This window comes from Vreelandella nanhaiensis (assembly GCF_003990185.1).
GTDB classification, from domain to species: domain Bacteria; phylum Pseudomonadota; class Gammaproteobacteria; order Pseudomonadales; family Halomonadaceae; genus Vreelandella; species Vreelandella nanhaiensis.
Genome location: NZ_RZHF01000025.1, coordinates 215,523 through 233,158 on the forward strand (window position 1 = coordinate 215,523; position 17,636 = coordinate 233,158).

At 55.5% G+C, this 17,636-nt stretch carries 16 protein-coding genes; 7 read left to right on the forward strand and 9 right to left on the reverse strand.

Annotated features, from left to right (window positions below):
• Positions 1-261: 261 nt before the first annotated feature.
• Together ELY38_RS16350 and phrB are read left to right on the forward strand one after the other, a co-directional pair.
• On the forward strand, positions 262-1,182 hold the full coding sequence (locus ELY38_RS16350; protein WP_127063253.1) for a MerR family transcriptional regulator: 921 nt from the start codon (positions 262-264) through the stop codon (positions 1,180-1,182).
• Between the two features lie 63 nt (positions 1,183-1,245).
• Positions 1,246-2,658: a deoxyribodipyrimidine photo-lyase gene (gene phrB / locus ELY38_RS16355; RefSeq protein WP_127063254.1), complete on the forward strand. Its 1,413-nt coding sequence runs from the start codon at positions 1,246-1,248 to the stop codon at positions 2,656-2,658.
• 33 nt (positions 2,659-2,691) lie between these two features.
• Here phrB and ELY38_RS16360 read toward each other — a convergent pair whose 3' ends face one another.
• Entirely contained in the window at positions 2,692-4,530 is a 1,839-nt protein-coding gene (locus ELY38_RS16360; protein WP_127063255.1) for a putative bifunctional diguanylate cyclase/phosphodiesterase, read from the reverse strand.
• 372 nt (positions 4,531-4,902) lie between these two features.
• Here ELY38_RS16360 and fabA point away from each other — a divergent pair, with 372 nt between their 5' ends.
• The gene (gene fabA / locus ELY38_RS16365; RefSeq protein WP_126949757.1) at positions 4,903-5,418 is read left to right on the forward strand and encodes a 3-hydroxyacyl-[acyl-carrier-protein] dehydratase FabA; all 516 of its coding nucleotides are present in this window, start codon (positions 4,903-4,905) and stop codon (positions 5,416-5,418) included.
• A gap of 12 nt (positions 5,419-5,430) precedes the next feature.
• Positions 5,431-6,648, forward strand: coding sequence for a beta-ketoacyl-ACP synthase I (gene fabB, locus ELY38_RS16370; RefSeq protein ID WP_127063256.1), 1,218 nt, complete (start codon positions 5,431-5,433; stop codon positions 6,646-6,648).
• An 88-nt stretch (positions 6,649-6,736) separates the two neighbouring features.
• Here the strand turns inward: fabB and ELY38_RS16375 are convergent, their stop codons facing one another.
• The 4 genes from ELY38_RS16375 to ELY38_RS16390 all read right to left on the reverse strand — a co-directional run bounded on the left by ELY38_RS16375 (position 6,737) and on the right by ELY38_RS16390 (position 10,520).
• Complete coding sequence (locus tag ELY38_RS16375) at positions 6,737-7,471, reverse strand: lysophospholipid acyltransferase family protein (protein ID WP_127063257.1); 735 nt, start codon at positions 7,469-7,471, stop codon at positions 6,737-6,739.
• Positions 7,468-8,358, reverse strand: a complete 891-nt coding sequence (locus ELY38_RS16380) for a sugar nucleotide-binding protein (RefSeq protein WP_127063258.1) — start codon at positions 8,356-8,358, stop codon at positions 7,468-7,470. The genes ELY38_RS16375 and ELY38_RS16380 overlap by 4 nt, the downstream gene beginning before the upstream one ends.
• A gap of 61 nt (positions 8,359-8,419) precedes the next feature.
• A complete protein-coding gene (locus tag ELY38_RS16385) occupies positions 8,420-9,043 on the reverse strand; it encodes a single-stranded DNA-binding protein (protein WP_127063259.1) in 624 nt (207 codons plus the stop codon).
• Positions 9,044-9,143: 100 nt separating this feature from the next.
• Positions 9,144-10,520 carry an MFS transporter gene (locus ELY38_RS16390; RefSeq protein WP_127063260.1) on the reverse strand — a complete coding sequence of 459 codons (1,377 nt, stop codon included), beginning with the start codon at positions 10,518-10,520 and terminating at the stop codon, positions 9,144-9,146.
• A gap of 170 nt (positions 10,521-10,690) precedes the next feature.
• Between ELY38_RS16390 and uvrA the strand changes: the two genes are divergently transcribed.
• From uvrA to ELY38_RS16405, 3 genes are all read left to right on the forward strand, one after another.
• Positions 10,691-13,534 carry an excinuclease ABC subunit UvrA gene (uvrA, locus tag ELY38_RS16395; protein ID WP_127063261.1) on the forward strand — a complete coding sequence of 948 codons (2,844 nt, stop codon included), beginning with the start codon at positions 10,691-10,693 and terminating at the stop codon, positions 13,532-13,534.
• A 173-nt stretch (positions 13,535-13,707) separates the two neighbouring features.
• Positions 13,708-14,451, forward strand: coding sequence for a Crp/Fnr family transcriptional regulator (locus ELY38_RS16400; RefSeq protein WP_127063262.1), 744 nt, complete (start codon positions 13,708-13,710; stop codon positions 14,449-14,451).
• Positions 14,452-14,571: 120 nt separating this feature from the next.
• Entirely contained in the window at positions 14,572-15,117 is a 546-nt protein-coding gene (locus ELY38_RS16405) for a hypothetical protein (protein ID WP_127063263.1), read from the forward strand.
• 36 nt (positions 15,118-15,153) lie between these two features.
• Here ELY38_RS16405 and ELY38_RS19140 read toward each other — a convergent pair whose 3' ends face one another.
• The 4 genes from ELY38_RS19140 to ELY38_RS16425 all read right to left on the reverse strand — a co-directional run bounded on the left by ELY38_RS19140 (position 15,154) and on the right by ELY38_RS16425 (position 17,622).
• Positions 15,154-15,327: a hypothetical protein gene (locus ELY38_RS19140; protein ID WP_185859003.1), complete on the reverse strand. Its 174-nt coding sequence runs from the start codon at positions 15,325-15,327 to the stop codon at positions 15,154-15,156.
• A gap of 61 nt (positions 15,328-15,388) precedes the next feature.
• The gene (locus ELY38_RS16415) at positions 15,389-16,057 is read right to left on the reverse strand and encodes an OmpA/MotB family protein (RefSeq protein ID WP_127063265.1); all 669 of its coding nucleotides are present in this window, start codon (positions 16,055-16,057) and stop codon (positions 15,389-15,391) included.
• A gap of 4 nt (positions 16,058-16,061) precedes the next feature.
• On the reverse strand, positions 16,062-16,880 hold the full coding sequence (locus tag ELY38_RS16420; RefSeq protein WP_127063266.1) for a motility protein A: 819 nt from the start codon (positions 16,878-16,880) through the stop codon (positions 16,062-16,064).
• Between the two features lie 40 nt (positions 16,881-16,920).
• A complete protein-coding gene (locus ELY38_RS16425) occupies positions 16,921-17,622 on the reverse strand; it encodes an RNA polymerase sigma factor FliA (RefSeq protein WP_127063267.1) in 702 nt (233 codons plus the stop codon).
• Between the last annotated feature and the right edge of the window lie 14 nt (positions 17,623-17,636).

Here is a 17,636-nt window from a genome sequence, read left to right on the forward strand (position 1 = left end):
TAGGTTAAAGACGCTTTTTAAACCAATCGTATTATTAACATCATACACTTAAAGAATTTTTGTTTTTTTGATAACAGCGCATTCAGAACCAAAGGTTGTACCTAATAGCGACAAGTTGTACAAATAGAGCTACGATAGACAGTACTTCTATTCCTTTTTATTCAAGCGACACACTATGGATTGTGAATCGACATTGCCGCCGCAAGTTAAGGTAACTCGCGGCACTTTGCGGCTTGAGACAACCAAGAGGCAAAGGCGCCCATGAGCACCAAGGCGACCCACCCACCCGATACGCCGCTCTATCCGATTCGGGAAGTATCTCGATTAACGGGTGTGAACTCGGTCACCCTACGCGCCTGGGAGCGTCGCTACGGTTTAATTCGCCCCAAGCGCACGCCAAAAGGTCACCGACTGTATGCTCAGGACGATATCGCTCGCATTGAACGCATACTCCAGTGGCTCAACCGTGGCGTTCCCGTAAGCCAAGTCGTTGATCTTCTTGATCAACCTGAGACGGTAGAGACACCGGTACCAGATGCCGGTGACTGGGTAAGCCAGCGCCAGCAGCTGCAAGTAACGATAGAAATCCTTGATTTACCCAAGCTTGAGGCGCTCTATCACCAAAACCTTGCGCTCTACCCGCTGAGCGTTGTCGTCAATGAGCTATGGCAGCCGGTTATTTTGGCGCTGGAAACCAAATGGACCATACAGCCCGATAATCTGGTACGCCGCACACTGGAAGCCTTTTTACGTAGCCAGGTGGGTACGCGCCTTCATTACGCCAATCAGTCAACGCGCGGCCCGTTGATTCTGCTCAACACCATGCCCGACGACCCGGGCCCTTTGTGGATGTTGATGGCTGCATTAATGGCCAGTGAGCAGGGTTATCGTGTCCAGATGCTGGATCATTCGCTGCCGCTTGAGGACCTGCCCCAGGCGGTGGCCCGTCTTCACTCATCCATGGTATTGCTGACAAGTGGCCAGCGGGAAAGCGATCACTTTATCCATACCGAACTGCCCAACGCCGCCGAAGCGCTCAACGTGCCGCTTGGCGTATGCGGCGCGGTTGCCCGGTTACGCGACAGCGAGTTGCGTGGCGGCCCGGTGCATACTCTAGGGGACGATCTGCCTCAAGCCATCGCGCGATTACGCCCGCTGCTGCGCGAGTCAGGCGTGCTATAAGCTGCCGTTTGCCAAGGCCCCCGCATAAGACGGTGCTTAGGCCTTGATGATGCCGGAGAGAACATGGATGTTCAGCTAGTTTGGTTGCGCAGCGACCTCCGTATTCACGACAATTCAGCCCTGGCTGCCGCGTCGGCAAAGGGTCCCGTGATTGCGGTTTTCCTACGCAGTATCGCTCAATGGCAATCCCATGGTCACGGGGCAAATAAGATCGATTTCTGGGCACGCGGCGTAGCGGCCGTTAAAGATGCACTTGACGGACTCAACATTCCTCTTCTATACCGCGATATTGAAAGCTATGCCGAAGCGCCCAAGGCGCTTTTAGAAATTGCCCGCGAGCACTCCATCAAGCGGCTGCACTTTAATTATCACTACCCACTTAATGAACAGCGCCGCGATAAGGCAGTGTTGGATGCCTTCAAGAACGAGGGTATTGCCGCCCATGGCTATCATGACGCCGTTGCTTTCGCCCCCGGCACGCTGTTAACCGGCAAAGGCGATTATTACGGTGTATTTACGCCTTTCTCTAAAGCGTGGCATAAACAGGTCAGCACCGAGCAGCTAACCCTGCGCGACACGCCTGAACCCCAAAAACGGCTACTAATCAACAGCGATAAACTACCTGCTCTTCCCAAGCTTGACGACCAGCCAGTGAGTAGCCGTAAATGGCCTGCCGGTGAAGAGACGGCTGGTGATCATCTGGCACGCTTTTTACGCTTTCGCGGACGTCACTATCGTCAGCAGCGCGATTTCCCCAACCTTAGCGGCACCAGCGAACTATCGCCATACCTGGCATTAGGCATGATCTCCCATCGCCAGTGTCTGCAAGCTGTCATGAGTGAGAATGGCGGCCATCTGGCCGACGGCGATGCAGGGCTTACTACCTGGGTGAACGAGCTTATCTGGCGTGAGTTTTACCAACACGTCGCGGTGGGCTTCCCAGAAGTATGCCGCTACCAGCCATTTCAGGAACATACAAAGCAGCTTGCCTGGCGTAATGACGATGAAGGCTTCAAGGCCTGGTGCGAGGGGCGCACGGGCTATCCGCTGGTAGACGCGGCCATGCGCCAGATGGTGGCCACCGGCTGGATGCATAACCGGCTCAGAATGGTGACAGCAATGTTCCTGAGCAAGCACCTGTTGATTGACTGGCGGCGGGGCGAAGAATTCTTTATGCGCCACCTGGTAGACGGTGAATTTTGTGCCAATAACGGTGGCTGGCAATGGGCGGCGTCCACCGGCACGGATTCCGCCCCTTATTTTCGCATCTTCAATCCGACCACCCAGTCTAAACGCTTCGATCCTGACGGCGCATTCATCGCCAAATGGCTGCCGACGCTAAACGAACTACCTGCTAAGGCGCGCCATGCGCCTCCGCGGGATATGCTGACCCATTTGGATTACCCCGAACCGGTTGTGGATCACAAAGCTGCCCGCCAGCGTGCACTGGACGCGTTTAAAGCGCTCACCAAGTAGCGCCCAGCAAGAAGGCATTTTTTGCAAACGCTTCTAAAGTGCGCCAGCGGCCATGGGTAGCGGCGCCCAGCGCTGCTCTAGCTCAATAGCAGGTAGCGGGCGAGCGAAATAGAAGCCCTGTACGATGGTGCATCCCGCTTCGACCAGAAACAGGCACTGCTCCTGGGTTTCCACGCCTTCAGCTACCACACAAAGCCCCATGCCTTGGGCCATTTCCAGTACCGCTTTGACAATAGCGGCATCTGCCTGACTGTCGGGCAGCTCGCGAATGAATGCGCGATCCAACTTTATCTTATCTACCGGTAACCGTTTGAGGTAACCAAGTGACGAATAACCGGTGCCAAAATCATCAATGGCAATCGAGTACCCTTGTTCTTTCAAAGCTCTCAGGCGAGGCCCCATATCACCGGCACGCTCATCAATCAGCACCGATTCGGTGAGCTCCAGGCCAATCTGGGAAGGTTTTAGCTGATAGCGCTTCAAGCACGTGTTCAATTGAGTTTCCAGATCACCTTGAAAAAGCTGCAGAGCTGAAATATTGATCCAGATGGTCAGCTTGGGCATGCTGCTGTGCTGCCAATGCGCCTGCTGCGCGCAAGCTTTTTCGATGACCCAGCTACCAAGTTCCGACATGAGGCCGTGGCGTTCGGCTAACGGAATGAAGTCTGCAGGGGAAATCATGCCATCCTGGGGATGCCGCCAGCGCAAGAGCGCCTCCATGCCCAAGAGCTCGCCGGTACCGGGGTGATGCTGGGTTTGAAAGTGCAATTCAAGTTGATCACCGGATATCAGTGCGGCTCGCAGATCACTGACCAACGTCAGTTGGGGATTATCCTGCTTGTCCAGAGCCGGGCGGAATCGCAGGCTGTGATTGCGCCTCAGCCGTTTGGCACTGTACAGGGCGGACTCCAGGCGCTGAAAAAGCACACCTGAATCACGACCATCTTCCGGCGCGCGACAGCTACCTATGGTAAGTCCTAGTCGCAGAACCTGCCCGCTAATTTCAAACGGCCGACACATATGCTCACGTAGGGTTGCAACCCAAGTTTCGTGGTCATCAAAGGTGGTGGTGCGAACCACCATGAACTCATCCCCCCCAAGCCGCCCGACCACACTGCCCGCCACATAGCTTGCCAGCCGTTGGGCAAAGCGGGCCAACAACCGGTCGCCTTGTTCTACCCCTAGGCTGTCATTGACGGATTTCAAGCCATCAATATCAATCAAGGCAATATCCAAACTCTCGCCAGCGCGCAGATGGCGCAGGCGAGAGGCCATCAAATCGTGTAAACGACGACGGTTGGGCAGGCCTGTCAGCGGATCCTCATAACCGATACGACGTAGATCATGCTCCCGCGCCTTTTGCGCTGATATATCAGTGAACAGGTTGATAAAGTGCGTAATACTGCCGCGCTTATCGGTAATCGCGCGCACTTTTAACCACTCGGGATATTCATCCCCATGCTTGCGCCGGTTCCACATTTCCCCTTCCCAGCGCCCCGTCGCCTTTAAAGTACTCCAGAAGGTTTGGAAAAATGCTTTATCGTGGCGGGGGGCGGCTAGGGTTTCCAGCTGGCGGCTAACAATTTCATCGCTGCTGTAACCGGTAATATCTGTGAACGCCGGATTAACGGCCAGAATTCTATTCTCCGCATCACTGACCACAATGGCATCGCTTGCCATGTTAATGACATGTTGCGTCAAGTGGCAGCGTAAGCGTTGCCGGCGCACTTGACGCCAAGCATCCCAAAGCCCAAGTAGGACGAAACTGACCGCCACCATGCGCAGCATCGCATCGGGCAACCAAACACACCCCGGCAGCGCGGTCAGCCCGCCCCAGACCAACGGACGATTAAGAGAAACAGGGAGCCACATGGCGATTCGCTACGTCCTATCCTGAAAAAACTGCTATAAAATAAACATAATCATCAAGCAACATACGCATCATGCCGTGTTACTAAAAGCTTGAATACCGCATATTACGTTAATAGGTCGCTTAAGTGGATAAATCACTAACGACAAACCCCATGAAAAAAGCTTATCGTAAGCGACTATCACTTAATAAAAAGCGCTAGTTATCGGTGATAAAGGGTGTCTTGCGTGCATTCAGCGGTTTCGGGAAGTAGACTAAGCTAGGCCTTGCGGGCCGTGCCTCGGCGCTAGCCTCTCATGCTATACTCCGATGCCATGCCTCGGCTCTTAATGCCGCACACGGCCAACAACCATCTTGAAACTCGGAACGATTCAGTGACCAAGCAACATTCCTTTGATCGCGAAGAACTGCTGGCCTGCTCGCGCGGCGAGCTATTCGGCCCCGGAAACGCTCAGCTTCCGGCTCCTAACATGCTAATGCTTGATCGTATTACGCACATTCATGAAGAAGGCGGTGAGCATAGCAAAGGCGAACTGATTGCCGAGCTGGATATCTCTCCTGACCTATGGTTTTTTGATTGTCACTTTCCGGGCGATCCGGTCATGCCTGGCTGTCTAGGCCTTGATGCCATGTGGCAGCTTGTAGGTTTCTACCTGGGCTGGCTAGGCCATCCCGGACGGGGTCGCGCGCTTGGCTGCGGTGAGGTTAAATTCAGCGGGCAAATTATGCCTGATGCGAAAAAAGTAACTTACCGTATTAATATCAAGCGTATTATTACCCGGCGACTTATTCTGGGCATCGCCGACGGCACCCTAGCTGTCGATGGACGCGATATTTATCAGGCTAATGATTTACGCGTTGGCCTATTCACCTCCACTGCGAATTTCTGACAGGAGGCTCCCATGCGACGAGTGGTAGTCACTGGCCTTGGCATCGTGTCGTGTCTGGGCAACGACCAAGAGCAGGTTCTCGAAGCGCTCAAGAGCGGGCGCAGCGGCATCCGTTTTAAGGAAGAGTACGCCGAGCGCGGCTTCCGTAGCCACGTGGCAGGCAGTGTCGATATTGATCTGGACACGCTGATTGACCGCAAGCTGCGCCGGTTTATGGGCGACGCGGCGGCATATGCCTATGTTTCCATGGCCCAAGCCATCGAAGACTCAGGATTGTCGGCTGAACAGGTTTCCAGCGAGCGTACTGGACTTATCGCGGGCTCCGGCGGCGCGTCAAGCGCCAACCAGGTAGAAGCCGCCGATGTGATGCGTGAGAAAGGTCTGCGCCGCGTCGGCCCTTACCGGGTCACCCGTACCATGGGCAGCACGGTGTCCGCTTGCCTCGCCACCCCATTCAAGATCAAGGGCGTGAACTACTCGATTTCGTCTGCCTGTGCTACGTCAGCGCACTGTATCGGCAGTGCGATGGAGCAGATCCAGCTGGGCAAACAGGATGTAGTCTTTGCCGGGGGTGGCGAGGAAGAGCACTGGACACTTTCATGCCTGTTCGATGCCATGGGAGCACTCTCTACTCAGTATAACGATGCGCCTGAGAAGGCCTCGCGCCCCTATGATCAGGCACGTGACGGATTTGTCATTGCTGGCGGCGGCGGCATGCTGGTGCTTGAAGAGCTGGAGCACGCCAAGGCACGCGGCGCCAAGATTTACGGTGAGCTTGTGGGCTATGGTGCAACTTCAGATGGCCATGACATGGTGGCGCCATCTGGCGAAGGCGCAGTGCGCTGCATGCATCAGGCGATGGCGACCGTAACGGGGGACATTGACTATATCAACACCCACGGCACGTCAACGCCGGTAGGTGATATGGCTGAACTTAAAGCCGTCCGTGAAGTATTTGGCGACTCAACACCCGCGATGAGCTCAACCAAATCCCTCACCGGCCACTCTTTGGGCGCCACAGGCGTTCAGGAAGCCATCTATTCGTTGTTGATGATGCAGCATAACTTTGTGGCCGCTTCTGCTAACGTCGAGCACCTTGACGAGCAGGCGGCCGGGTTTGATATTGTGACCAAGCGGCGCGATGGCGTTACCCTTGAACGTATCCTGTCCAATAGCTTTGGCTTCGGCGGCACTAATGCCTGCCTGGTCTTCCAACGGTATACCGACTGAAGCACGGCTAATGGATTGATATAGTGCAATATAAAACGGCGCCTTGAAGGCGCCGTTTTTGTGGCTGTCGATATAATCCATTCGGTGTCTAGCGGATGAGAGGACGCGGCACCTCGGAAATCTCTTGCAGCTGCCCTTCAATCCAGGCTTCCACCTCGGCAAGCACCTCGTCGGGCGTACGCCCCTGAGTCTCGATAGGCGCCCCAATACGGACCCGCAAAACCCCAGGCCGCTTTACCCACTGGCGTCCTGGCCAGCGTTCGCCAGCATTATGGGCAACCGGCAGCACCGGCACACCGGCCCGGCAGGCTACAACGCTGCCGCTCTTGTTGTAGCGCTTGCGCACGCCTGGGTCGACCCGCGTACCCTCTGGAAATATCAGCACCGAAAGTCCCGTTCCTAGCCGCGCTACCCCTTGCGTCAGCACCTGTTTCAAGGCGCGGGCAGGCTTGGAGCGGTCAAGGCTGATAGGACGTAACAGGCGTAGCCCCCAGCCGAAAATCGGAATGCGCAGAAGTTCTTGCTTAAGCACAGTGCATACCGGCGGCTTCATTACCTGAAGAAAAACCGTTTCCCACTCGCATTGATGGTTTGCCTGAATAACACAAGGTCCTTCCGGAATACGCTCGCGCCCCTGAATATCGTAGCGAACCCCACAGGCAACCCGAAACCAGACCACTAAAAAGTGGTTATACAGATTCAGCAGACGGTAACGGCCTGCCAGTGGTAAAAAAGGAGCGATAGGCAGAAAAAACACGCCACTAACCAGCATGGCGAGGAAATACCCGGCATAAAATACCAAGCTACGAACCACATTGATCAAATGGACTCTCCTGTACTGGCATCCTGCTGGTCATCGCGCATAAGGCACCAGGCATCCAGCATGCGTCCTACTTCTAGCCGCCAGGGTTTCTGATGCACACCGAAGACATCCAGCACACGGCGGCAATTTAAGACGCGCCGCAATTTTGCATCGTGATGATGATTCAGTGCGGTTACCTCACCAAGCTCGACCTTTTCGCCACGCCCTTCCAAATGAGTTGCCAACTGAGTACGCACCATGGAAGTGAAGGTGAACGCGCTCACCGGCTCTGTACCAGCCAAGTGGTAGGCGCCCCAAGCATTGGCACCGCTCGCCTGCTGCTGGAGCATTCCGACCAATGCCATGGCCACGGCATCCGCCGAGGTAGGGCAACACACCACGTCTTCTGCTGCGCGCACGCTTTGCCCTTCGATCAGACTATCGATAATCTCATTTAACCAGGCATGACTGCCCTCAAGCGCAAACAGAGGGCCAAGGCGTATAATCAGATGACGATGGTACTCATTCCGAATCCGGTCGCCGGTCGCGACCAACCGCCGTAAGCACTCATCGCGTGGCGTTGGCACCACATGCTCGTCGATCGGCTCATCAAAGCCATCTTCATAGAGCTGGTCTGAGACGCACCATACCAAGGGCACTTCTTGTGCAAGACAGGCATCCAGACAGCGCTCTACTGCATCCGCATGCTCGCCTACCGCCGCTGGTGTCATGTTAAGCGGTTGTGCCAGCGGAGGAATAATCACTGCGTCAGGCGCAATTGTATGCAACTGGGTCGCAGTGATCGTCACCCCCTGCTCAATCACCAGCTCCGTATCCGTGCGGCGGTTCACTTCCCGGGCCAGTGCCAAGCTTAAGCAGTGCCCTGCATCCAGTATCAGCAGCTTCAAGACAGCCCCTCTTTATCAACCAACGTAGCCAACCAGCTAAACGCGACGTACCCGAGCACCGTTAGAACGGAATTTCGTCGTCGAAATCGTCAAAGCTACCCGGATCCGGCGCGCCGTAGTTGCTATTCTGATGGCCTTGCTGCGGCGCAGGCGTGGGCTGAGGACGAGGTGCGGGCTGGCCGCTTGGCGATTGATTGCCCTGCTGCGGGTTGCCCTGGTTCGGATAGCCCTGGCCACCGTAATTGTTCCCCTGGGGGGCGCCATTCTGCTGCGGGTAGTTGCCTTGAGGGGCCGCACCCTGGCTGCCATAGTTATTTTGCGGCGCACTACCACCCTGGAAGTCGCCACCCCGGCCATCCAGCATTTGCATATCGTTGGCAACGATTTCGGTGCTGTAACGATCCTGGCCGTTCTGGTCTTGCCATTTACGGGTTTGCAGGCGCCCCTCGATATACACCTTGGAGCCTTTTTTCAGGTACTGCTGGGCAATTTCAGCTGTTTTATTAAACAGTACGACCCGGTGCCACTCGGTGCGCTCCTGTCGCTGACCACTCTGGCGATCCATCCACGTATCGGACGTGGCCAGGTTCAGGTTAGCGACGGCCGTACCGCTTGGGGTAAAGCGCACTTCAGGGTCCTGTCCGAGGTTACCGATCAGAATCACTTTGTTGATACCGCGAGCCATAAGGCGCTCCTTCATTTAACTGACGTATGGATAAACATTTGCGAGCGACTGTCACGCATCGCCGATGCCACTGTCTTGCTACGGCTGACAGGCAGCCACTTTACGATTTCGGGGGAATCAACCGGGTCAGCGCGTCTCTATCAAGTTGCTGACGGTTAACCTTTAAATAGACCAACCGCTCTTCGGGCACCACCATCACGTCCTCAACACCCACCACGTCGGCCAAACGTTCGAGCAATAAATCCAGCATATCTGGTGGCGTGTCATTAAGGGCTACCACTTCACTGGAGAGCGGCGGCGGCGATGGCATCTTCCACATCGCAAGCCACCATAGCAGAGCAAGCACTCCACATCCGATAAAAACGGCGTTCAGGCCCCACACATTAGCCAGCAGGCCACCTAGAGTACCGCCCAGAAACGCGCCTAGAAACTGGCTAGTGGAATACACGCCCATCGCAGTGCCTTTGGCACCCGCAGGGGCAAGCTTACTGAGCATTGACGGCAGCGTGGCTTCCAGCAAGTTGAAGCCGGTGAAGAAAACAAACAGCCCGATGAACAGCCAATAACCATGAGAAAATGACGACCCAAGCCCTCCCAGACTCACCGCGATGGCACCAATGGCCAGCAGGCAAACCACCTTGGTCTGCTGCTTTTTCTCGGCTACGATCATGAGCGGCACCATGGCCACAAATGAAAGCCCCATAATGCCCAGGTACGCCAACCCGTGATGTGCCAGCGGAATCCCAGCCTCCTGCAACCGAAAGGGCACCGCGACGAAAATGGCCATCAGCACCAGATGCAGTGTAAAAATCGATATATCCAGCCGCCATAGATCAGGCCGTATAATTACGCTTTTAAACTGCTGGCGATCCAGCCCCACATCACGGTGGCGCAGCCGCCGGGGAGCGGGTGGCACCCAGCGCCACAGGACGATCAAGCCTAAAAGAGTAAGCAGTGCAGTAAACCAGAACACGCCGGAAAGCCCCGCCCAAGAGGCAAGCCAGGGCCCCACGACCATGGCGATGGCAAACGAGGCGCCAATTGATAAACCAATTGTAGCCATAGCCGCCGTGCGCACCTGTTCCCGCGTCTGGTCGGCAAGCAGCGCCATGATGGCCGCGGCCACCGCTCCACTGCCCTGCAGCGCACGCCCGATAATAATCCCGCCGATGGAGTCCGCCATGGCGGCCACCATACTACCCAGAGCAAAAACAATCAGTCCAAATGCGATAACCCGTTTGCGCCCGATACGGTCTGACAACAGGCCAAACGGAATCTGCAGCACGGCCTGGGTAAGTCCGTAGACGCCTAGTGCAAAGCCCACCAGCAGCGGGGTCGCCCCTTCAAGCGCGTCGGCATACAGCGCCAGCACCGGCAACACCATGAAAAGCCCCAGCATACGAGACGCATAAAGCCCGGCCAAGCCGCTGATTGCACGACGCTCAGTGGCCAGTAGCAGTGCAGAAACCTTGCGCATAATGCCCTTGAGTATGGTGGATGGAGCCAAAGCCCTTGGATAACCCCCCATTCTAGCGGTTTGCATCCACGCTGGAAACGCCGTCCTGCGTTAAGCTATACAAAGCGTTTTTGCCGGGAGAGGGGTGGCAAACGTATAATTACTCTTTTGCCGCGCGAGTCGAGGTGTTGATGGACAGCATTCTGGTCAGGGGTGCACGCACCCACAACCTCAAGCAGATCGATGTAGAACTGCCCCGCGACAAGCTGATTGTGATTACCGGCCTGTCAGGCTCAGGTAAATCGTCGCTGGCGTTTGACACACTTTATGCCGAAGGACAGCGTCGCTATGTAGAATCGCTCTCTACCTATGCGCGCCAGTTCCTGTCGATGATGGAAAAGCCCGATGTGGATCACATTGGGGGGCTATCGCCTGCCATCTCCATCGAGCAGAAATCCACCTCCCACAACCCACGTTCGACCGTGGGCACCATCACTGAAATATACGATTACCTGCGCCTGCTGTTTGCCCGAGCCGGCACACCCCGCTGCCCCGAACACGGCGAGGATCTGGAAGCCCAAACCATTTCTCAGATGGTCGACCAGGTAATGAATCTGGCCGAGGGCACCAGACTGATGCTTCTGGCCCCTGTGGTAAAAGGACGCAAGGGCGAACACCTACAGCTGCTGGCTGAGCTGCGCGCTCAAGGATTTGTGCGTGCGCTTATTGATGGCCAGGTGCTGGAGCTTGACGATGTCGCGCCGTTGGATAAGCGCAAGAAGCACGATATCAGCGTGGTGGTTGACCGCTTCAAGGTACGCGACGACATCGCCCAGCGTCTGGCCGAGTCATTCGAGACCGCACTCAACCTGGCCGACGGCACCGCCATGATCCACTTTATGGATGGCGAGCAGGAGGATATGGCCTTCTCGTCACGTTTTGCCTGTCCGGTCTGCGGCTACTCGCTGTCTGAACTTGAGCCGCGTATGTTCTCGTTCAACAACCCAGCGGGCGCTTGCCCAACCTGTGATGGTCTGGGCATACAGCAGTATTTCGATCCCGAAAAGCTGATCAGCCACCCTGAGCTCTCGCTGGCAGAAGGCGTCATCAAGGGCTGGGATCGGCGCAATATCTATTATTTTACTCAGCTACAGGCGCTTGCCAAACACTACGGCTTTGAGCTCGAAACGCCGTGGAAAGAGCTCCCCCGCCATGAGCAGGAGATCATTCTCAACGGTAGCGGCAGCGAAAAGATTCCGTTTGCCTATGTCGGCGACCGAGGCCGCAAAGTCACCCGCGAGCACGCCTTCGAGGGTGTATTGCCTAATATGCAGCGCCGCTACCGTGAAACCGAGTCCAACATGGTGCGCGATGACCTGGCGAAATATATTGCCATGCAGCCTTGTGCCACGTGTCACGGCACACGCCTGCGTAAGGAATCGCGTCATGTGTTTGTGGATGATCGTAATATTGCCGACGTGGTACGTACCCCGATCGGCGAGGCGCAGCGCTATTTTGCAGCGCTAAAACTGCCAGGCCGTAAAGGTGAGATTGCCGACAAGATCGTCAATGAAATTCATGCCCGGCTGGAGTTCCTGGTTAACGTCGGGCTTGATTATCTGAACCTTGAACGCAGTGCCGATACGCTTTCAGGCGGTGAAGCCCAGCGGATTCGTCTGGCAAGCCAGATCGGCGCGGGTCTCGTCGGGGTCATGTACATTCTTGACGAACCCTCAATCGGCCTGCACCAACGCGACAATGACCGGCTGTTGAAAACCCTGGAGCGCCTGCGCGACTTGGGCAACACCGTGATTGTGGTAGAGCATGACGAGGATGCTATCCGCGCGGCTGATCACGTGCTGGATATTGGCCCTGGCGCAGGTGTTCACGGCGGTGAAATTGTCGCGCAGGGAACGCCCCAAGAGGTCATGGATAACCCCAACTCACTAACCGGCCAGTATCTGACCGGCACTCGCGAGATCAGCGTGCCGCCTTATCGCATTCCCGGTAACCCGGAAAAACAGTTGGTGTTACGTGGCGCGACAGGCAACAACCTGCAGAATGTGACCCTCAGCTTGCCGCTGGGGCTTTTCATCGCAATTACCGGCGTATCAGGATCGGGCAAATCGACCCTGATCAATGGCACGCTGATGCCCATTGCCGCGCGTGAGCTGAACCGGGCGACGACGCTGACGGCTGCGCCCTACAAGAAGATCGAAGGGCTCGACCAGCTCGATAAAGTGATCGATATCGACCAGAGCCCGATCGGACGTACGCCCCGCTCCAACCCGGCCACCTATACCGGCATCTTCACGCCCATCCGTGAACTATTTGCCGGCACCCAGGAGGCACGCTCGCGCGGTTACAAACCGGGACGCTTCAGCTTCAACGTCAAGGGCGGGCGCTGCGAGGCATGCCAAGGCGAGGGCATGATCAAGGTCGAGATGCACTTTCTGCCCGATATCTATGTGCCGTGTGATGTCTGCAAGGGCAAGCGCTACAACCGCGAGACACTGGATATTCACTACAAGGGTAAAACGATCCACGAAGTGCTGGAAATGACGGTTGAGGACGCGCTTGAGTTCTTTAGCCCAGTGCCGGCTATCGCACGACGCCTGCAAACGCTGATGGATGTAGGCCTTTCCTATATTCGCCTGGGCCAGAGCGCCACCACGCTTTCCGGTGGTGAAGCGCAGCGTGTCAAGCTTGCCCGCGAGCTTGCCAAGCGCGACACCGGCAAGACCCTATATATCCTTGATGAACCCACGACCGGGCTACACTTTGAGGATATCCGGCAGCTCTTGACCGTTCTGCATCGCCTGCGCGACCACGGCAATACCATCGTGGTGATCGAACACAACCTGGATGTGATCAAAACCGCGGACTGGATTGTCGACCTAGGCCCCGAAGGCGGCTCCGGCGGTGGGAAAATTATCGCCGAAGGCACACCAGAGAAAGTCGCCAAACAGAGCGTGTCACATACAGGACGCTTTCTCTCCCCGCTGCTTGAGCGCGGCAACCGCGCCACTTCGTAACCTGCCATTCCAGGGTGGGCATTCGCCCACCCTGCTCTTGGTTTTATGCCATAATTTAGCCGAATCAACTTCTGTATCAATGTAGCTAGGCCGCGCAGCATGCGATTAAATTGCTTATTGTCATTAGCCGAATAACTTGATATTTGTTAGGCAATACTCATGGAGATCAAGCTGTGAGCGAAGATCAAAGCTGCATCATTCATCACTTCAGTCATTACTGCTCGTTGAGTAAAGAAGAAAAAGAGCTCTTGGTGACACTCGAAGAGAGCCCTACGGATATAAAGTCAGGCGCGCTGCTGTGGGAAATAGGTGATTCGGCTAACGAATTCTGTACTTTAAAGAGTGGTTGGGCTTACTCCTATCGCCATCTGGAAAACGGCGACCGACAGATTCTGGAGATTTACTTACCCGGCGATATTATTGGGCTGCGTGAGTTCGCGTTTTCCCAGCGCCTGGAAAATGTCCGCATGATCACGAATGGCGTGGTGTGCCATTTCCCGCATAAGCGCCTGCTTGAGATATTTCGCCTGTCAGTGCCTCTCACCTCCGTGATGTTTGCAATTGCCAGCCGACATCAGGCCTTGACCACAGAGCGACTGATAACCCTTGCCAGACGTAGCGCACGTCAAAAAACCGCGCACTTTCTTTACGAGATGCATGCCCGGCTGTCTCAAACCAACAGCCATCTTGACGGCAAGTTCAAACTTCCTCTCTCCCAAGAGCAGCTTGCCGACATCCTGGGCTTAAGCCCTGTACACGTTAGCCGCACGTTCAGCCTACTGAGCGAAGAAGGTCTGGTGTATCGCGACCGGCACAATGTCACTATCCCCAACCTGGAGGCGCTGGCAGCGGCAGGTGAGTTTGATGAATGCTACCTGAATGACAACGTTAGACCACTGTTTGAAGCCTGTGCCTAACTCCCCTTACCGCGTGCCGCCAGCACGCGGTAGCTTTTTAGAGAGCGCGCCTAGCGCTTTTGCTACTGGCCGATCTGCCATGAGTATCCGGCTTTTCTTACCCAACCCTAATGTGCCGATATGAAACCTTATTCAACTGCTTTGGCAAGTGCCGCTCTTCTCCTTATCGCTCCTTTAACACCAGCGGCAAGCTTTAATATGGAGGACGTGCAAACGCATGGTCAGTGGCAATCAATGACGCTTGCGCTAGGTAATGAGCACCACTTTCGCGCCGTTGAGACCCAAAGTTACTCGGATGCCACCCTTAGCCTGAACGCTACACAACACGTGTGTGATCTACCGTGGCTTGAAATGCGCGTTACGCTGGAACAACAGCAGGGTGAGAGTAAAACCGTTAACCTAGTGCCCACTCGGCTGCGCATTGATGAACAGCCCGTGATGGATACCATGGCCGAGTTTATTACCGAGCGCGGCGATGACGGCTTTTACGTACACTTTTATCTTGCCGATATGCCGACATTAATCCATCAGATGGCGCAAGGCGAGCAGCTTTTCCTGGGCTTTGATCAAGGCGAGCAGCCGCCTTGGTACATGACGTTCCAACTCGAGGGTGCCAATCGCGCCATTGAGCGCATGCAGAACTTGTGCGAGACGGCCTCAAGCTAGCCAAGATTTCGATGATGGGATGTGACGTTTAAGCGCTTACACTACTGCCTCAACACGGATTCGACCGTTGCGCTTGACGCGATACATGGCTGCATCGGCACGCGAGATTAAGGTTATCGGATGCGTTGGCAATGCATAAGACTGACCAACGGCATTAAGGTTGGTACTGACGACCTGAATACGCAAGTTATCGGCGGCCAGTACCAGCAAGGCACCAAATAATTGCCGTAAAGGGTAATGCTTAGCTACAACCCAGCCTTTAGTTATCGATTTACCCTTCAGGCTGTTGGCGTAGCAGCAGCTCAACGCGCCGATTAGCGGCTCGCCCTGCTGGCGTTGCGTTACTTTCCATGGGTTGGGTGTCGGCATAGCCAACGGCCCGCATGCGAGAAATAGCGACTCCCTGGCGCTCTAGATGACGCATCACCGCAATAGCACGTCCGGCGGAAAGCTCCCAGTTGGAAGGAAAACGGGCCGTGGCAATAGGAATATTGTCAGTATGCCCTTCAACGGATATCTGCCCCTCGAAGGTTGCCAGCGCGTCAATCAGGCTTTCTATCACATCCTGGCCTTGAGATGTCAGTACTGCCTCACCACTGGAGAACAAAAGGCTATCGTCAATACGTAGCGTCACGCCTTCCTGGCCTTGTGATACGCTGACACCTGGTATGTCCAGCGCCGCCATATGTGGCTGCAATCCGCTGTGGCGCGGATATATCCCGGTGGCAAGCGTTGCCAAGGGCAGCGAATCAACTAGGCTGGCGGGTATGCCAGCGCTACCTTGTGCTTCACTTCCACCTGGGGGTGCCAGGGCTAATAACAGTACAAACAGGGTAATTAGCAGCGTCAAAACGTCCAAATAGCTGGTCAACCAACCCTCATCGCTCTCGCCCTGCCCAGGTGGCAGCTCCAGCGCATGGCGCGTGTCACGATCCAGCATCGCCTTAACCTTTTATGGGAGTGCTTGCGGCGCTAGGCCGAGGCTTGATACTCGCATCCCGAATTTCATCGTTGTAGTTGGCAATAAACGAGTTCAGCGTCTCTTCAATAAATGACGGCAAGCGACGCTTGGTAATCAGCGAGATACCTTCCAGCACCATGTTCATGGTGATAAGGCGTTCTTCGGTACGCCGTTCAAGCTTCACAGCAATGGGCTTGAACACTAGGTTGGCCAACAAGATACCGTAAAATGTAGTGAGTAGCGCAACCGCCATACGCGGGCCAATCACATCCAGGTCACCGGCATCCATGACTTCGAGCATATTGACCAGCCCTACCAGCGTACCGATCATGCCAAACGCCGGCGCGTAGGTCGCCATCGTGCGAAAAATCTGCGCTTCGGCGTGTTCGCGGGCCTTCAAGCGGGCAATTCGCCAGCGCAACATATCGAAGATTTCATCCTCTTTGGTATTGGCAATCACCAATTGTATACCGGTACGCAAAAACGGGTTACGGGTATGCTCAAGCTCTTTTTCCACCGCCCGGACATCGCCCTTGAACCATAGCCGGGCCATGGCAACCAGCTCGTTGATATCATCACGCACATAGGTGTTTTCGCGCCGGAAAACCAGGCCGACCAGGCGTACGACACGCAGCACTTCTTTAAGTGGATAACTGATAAACGTGGCGGCCAAAGTCCCGGTTACTACAATGGCTAACCCGGGCAGGTTGATAAAACTTTCAGGGGATTCAGCAGTAAAAAACAGCACGCTTACCAGCAGCAGTATACTAGCGAATATACCTATCAGCGTAGACGGGTTCATCAACGACTCCTCGCCGGTTATAGTGGATTAAAATAGCGATTCAGACCGCATCATTAAGACGAGCGCGCAGGCGACTGATGGCCTGACTATGCAGTTGGGATACGCGGGATTCCGTTACCCCCAGCACAGCGCCGACTTCCTTCAGGTTCAGCTCCTCCTGGTAATAGAGCGCCATCAAAAGCTTTTCACGCTCGGGTAGGGCATCAATGGCCGCAATCAGGGTCTGCCGCTGTTGCTCGTCAAGCAACTGGTCAAACGGCAAGTTGCCGGCATCCAGGCTTGCCGGTTCACCGCCATCAGCCACCAGTTCCTCAAACGGCAGCAGTTGACCGCTATTGGTATCGTTGAGCAGCTGTTGATACTCGCTAAGCGGCATCTCAAGCTCACGGGCAATTTCGCCCTCTTCCGGCGGTCGGCCGAGCTGTTGTTCCAGGCGTCTGATGGTATCGTCCACCGCCCGCGCTGCGCGCCTAACGCTGCGTGGCAGCCAGTCCCGGGTACGCAGCTCATCAAGCATCGCGCCACGAATGCGCTGGCTGGCAAACGTCGCAAAGCTCGCGCCTTGCGTTGCATCAAAGCGGCCTAGCGCCTCCAAAAGCCCCACCGTGCCCGCCTGAACAAGATCATCAAGTTCAATGCTTGCTGGCAATCTGACCTGCAGCGTTAAGGCATGACGTCTTACTAGCGGCATATACTGTGTCAGAAGCTCACGTTGTTGAATCCTGCCTTGTGCTGTGTACATCTTCTTGCCTCGCG

Bases quoted from the DNA above. Each gene is read 5' to 3' on its own strand.
- ELY38_RS16350 (WP_127063253.1), top strand. From the start codon at position 262: ATGAGCACCAAGGCGACCCACCCACCCGATACGCCGCTCTATCCGATT.
- phrB (WP_127063254.1), top strand. From the start codon at position 1,246: ATGGATGTTCAGCTAGTTTGGTTGCGCAGCGACCTCCGTATTCACGAC.
- ELY38_RS16405 (WP_127063263.1), top strand. From the start codon at position 14,572: ATGAAACCTTATTCAACTGCTTTGGCAAGTGCCGCTCTTCTCCTTATC.
- ELY38_RS16360 (WP_127063255.1), bottom strand. From the start codon at position 4,530: ATGTGGCTCCCTGTTTCTCTTAATCGTCCGTTGGTCTGGGGCGGGCTG.
- ELY38_RS16420 (WP_127063266.1), bottom strand. From the start codon at position 16,880: ATGAACCCGTCTACGCTGATAGGTATATTCGCTAGTATACTGCTGCTG.
- ELY38_RS16415 (WP_127063265.1), bottom strand. From the start codon at position 16,057: ATGCTGGATCGTGACACGCGCCATGCGCTGGAGCTGCCACCTGGGCAG.
- ELY38_RS16425 (WP_127063267.1), bottom strand. From the start codon at position 17,622: ATGTACACAGCACAAGGCAGGATTCAACAACGTGAGCTTCTGACACAG.
- ELY38_RS16385 (WP_127063259.1), bottom strand. From the start codon at position 9,043: ATGGCTCGCGGTATCAACAAAGTGATTCTGATCGGTAACCTCGGACAG.
- uvrA (WP_127063261.1), top strand. From the start codon at position 10,691: ATGGACAGCATTCTGGTCAGGGGTGCACGCACCCACAACCTCAAGCAG.
- fabB (WP_127063256.1), top strand. From the start codon at position 5,431: ATGCGACGAGTGGTAGTCACTGGCCTTGGCATCGTGTCGTGTCTGGGC.
- ELY38_RS16390 (WP_127063260.1), bottom strand. From the start codon at position 10,520: ATGCGCAAGGTTTCTGCACTGCTACTGGCCACTGAGCGTCGTGCAATC.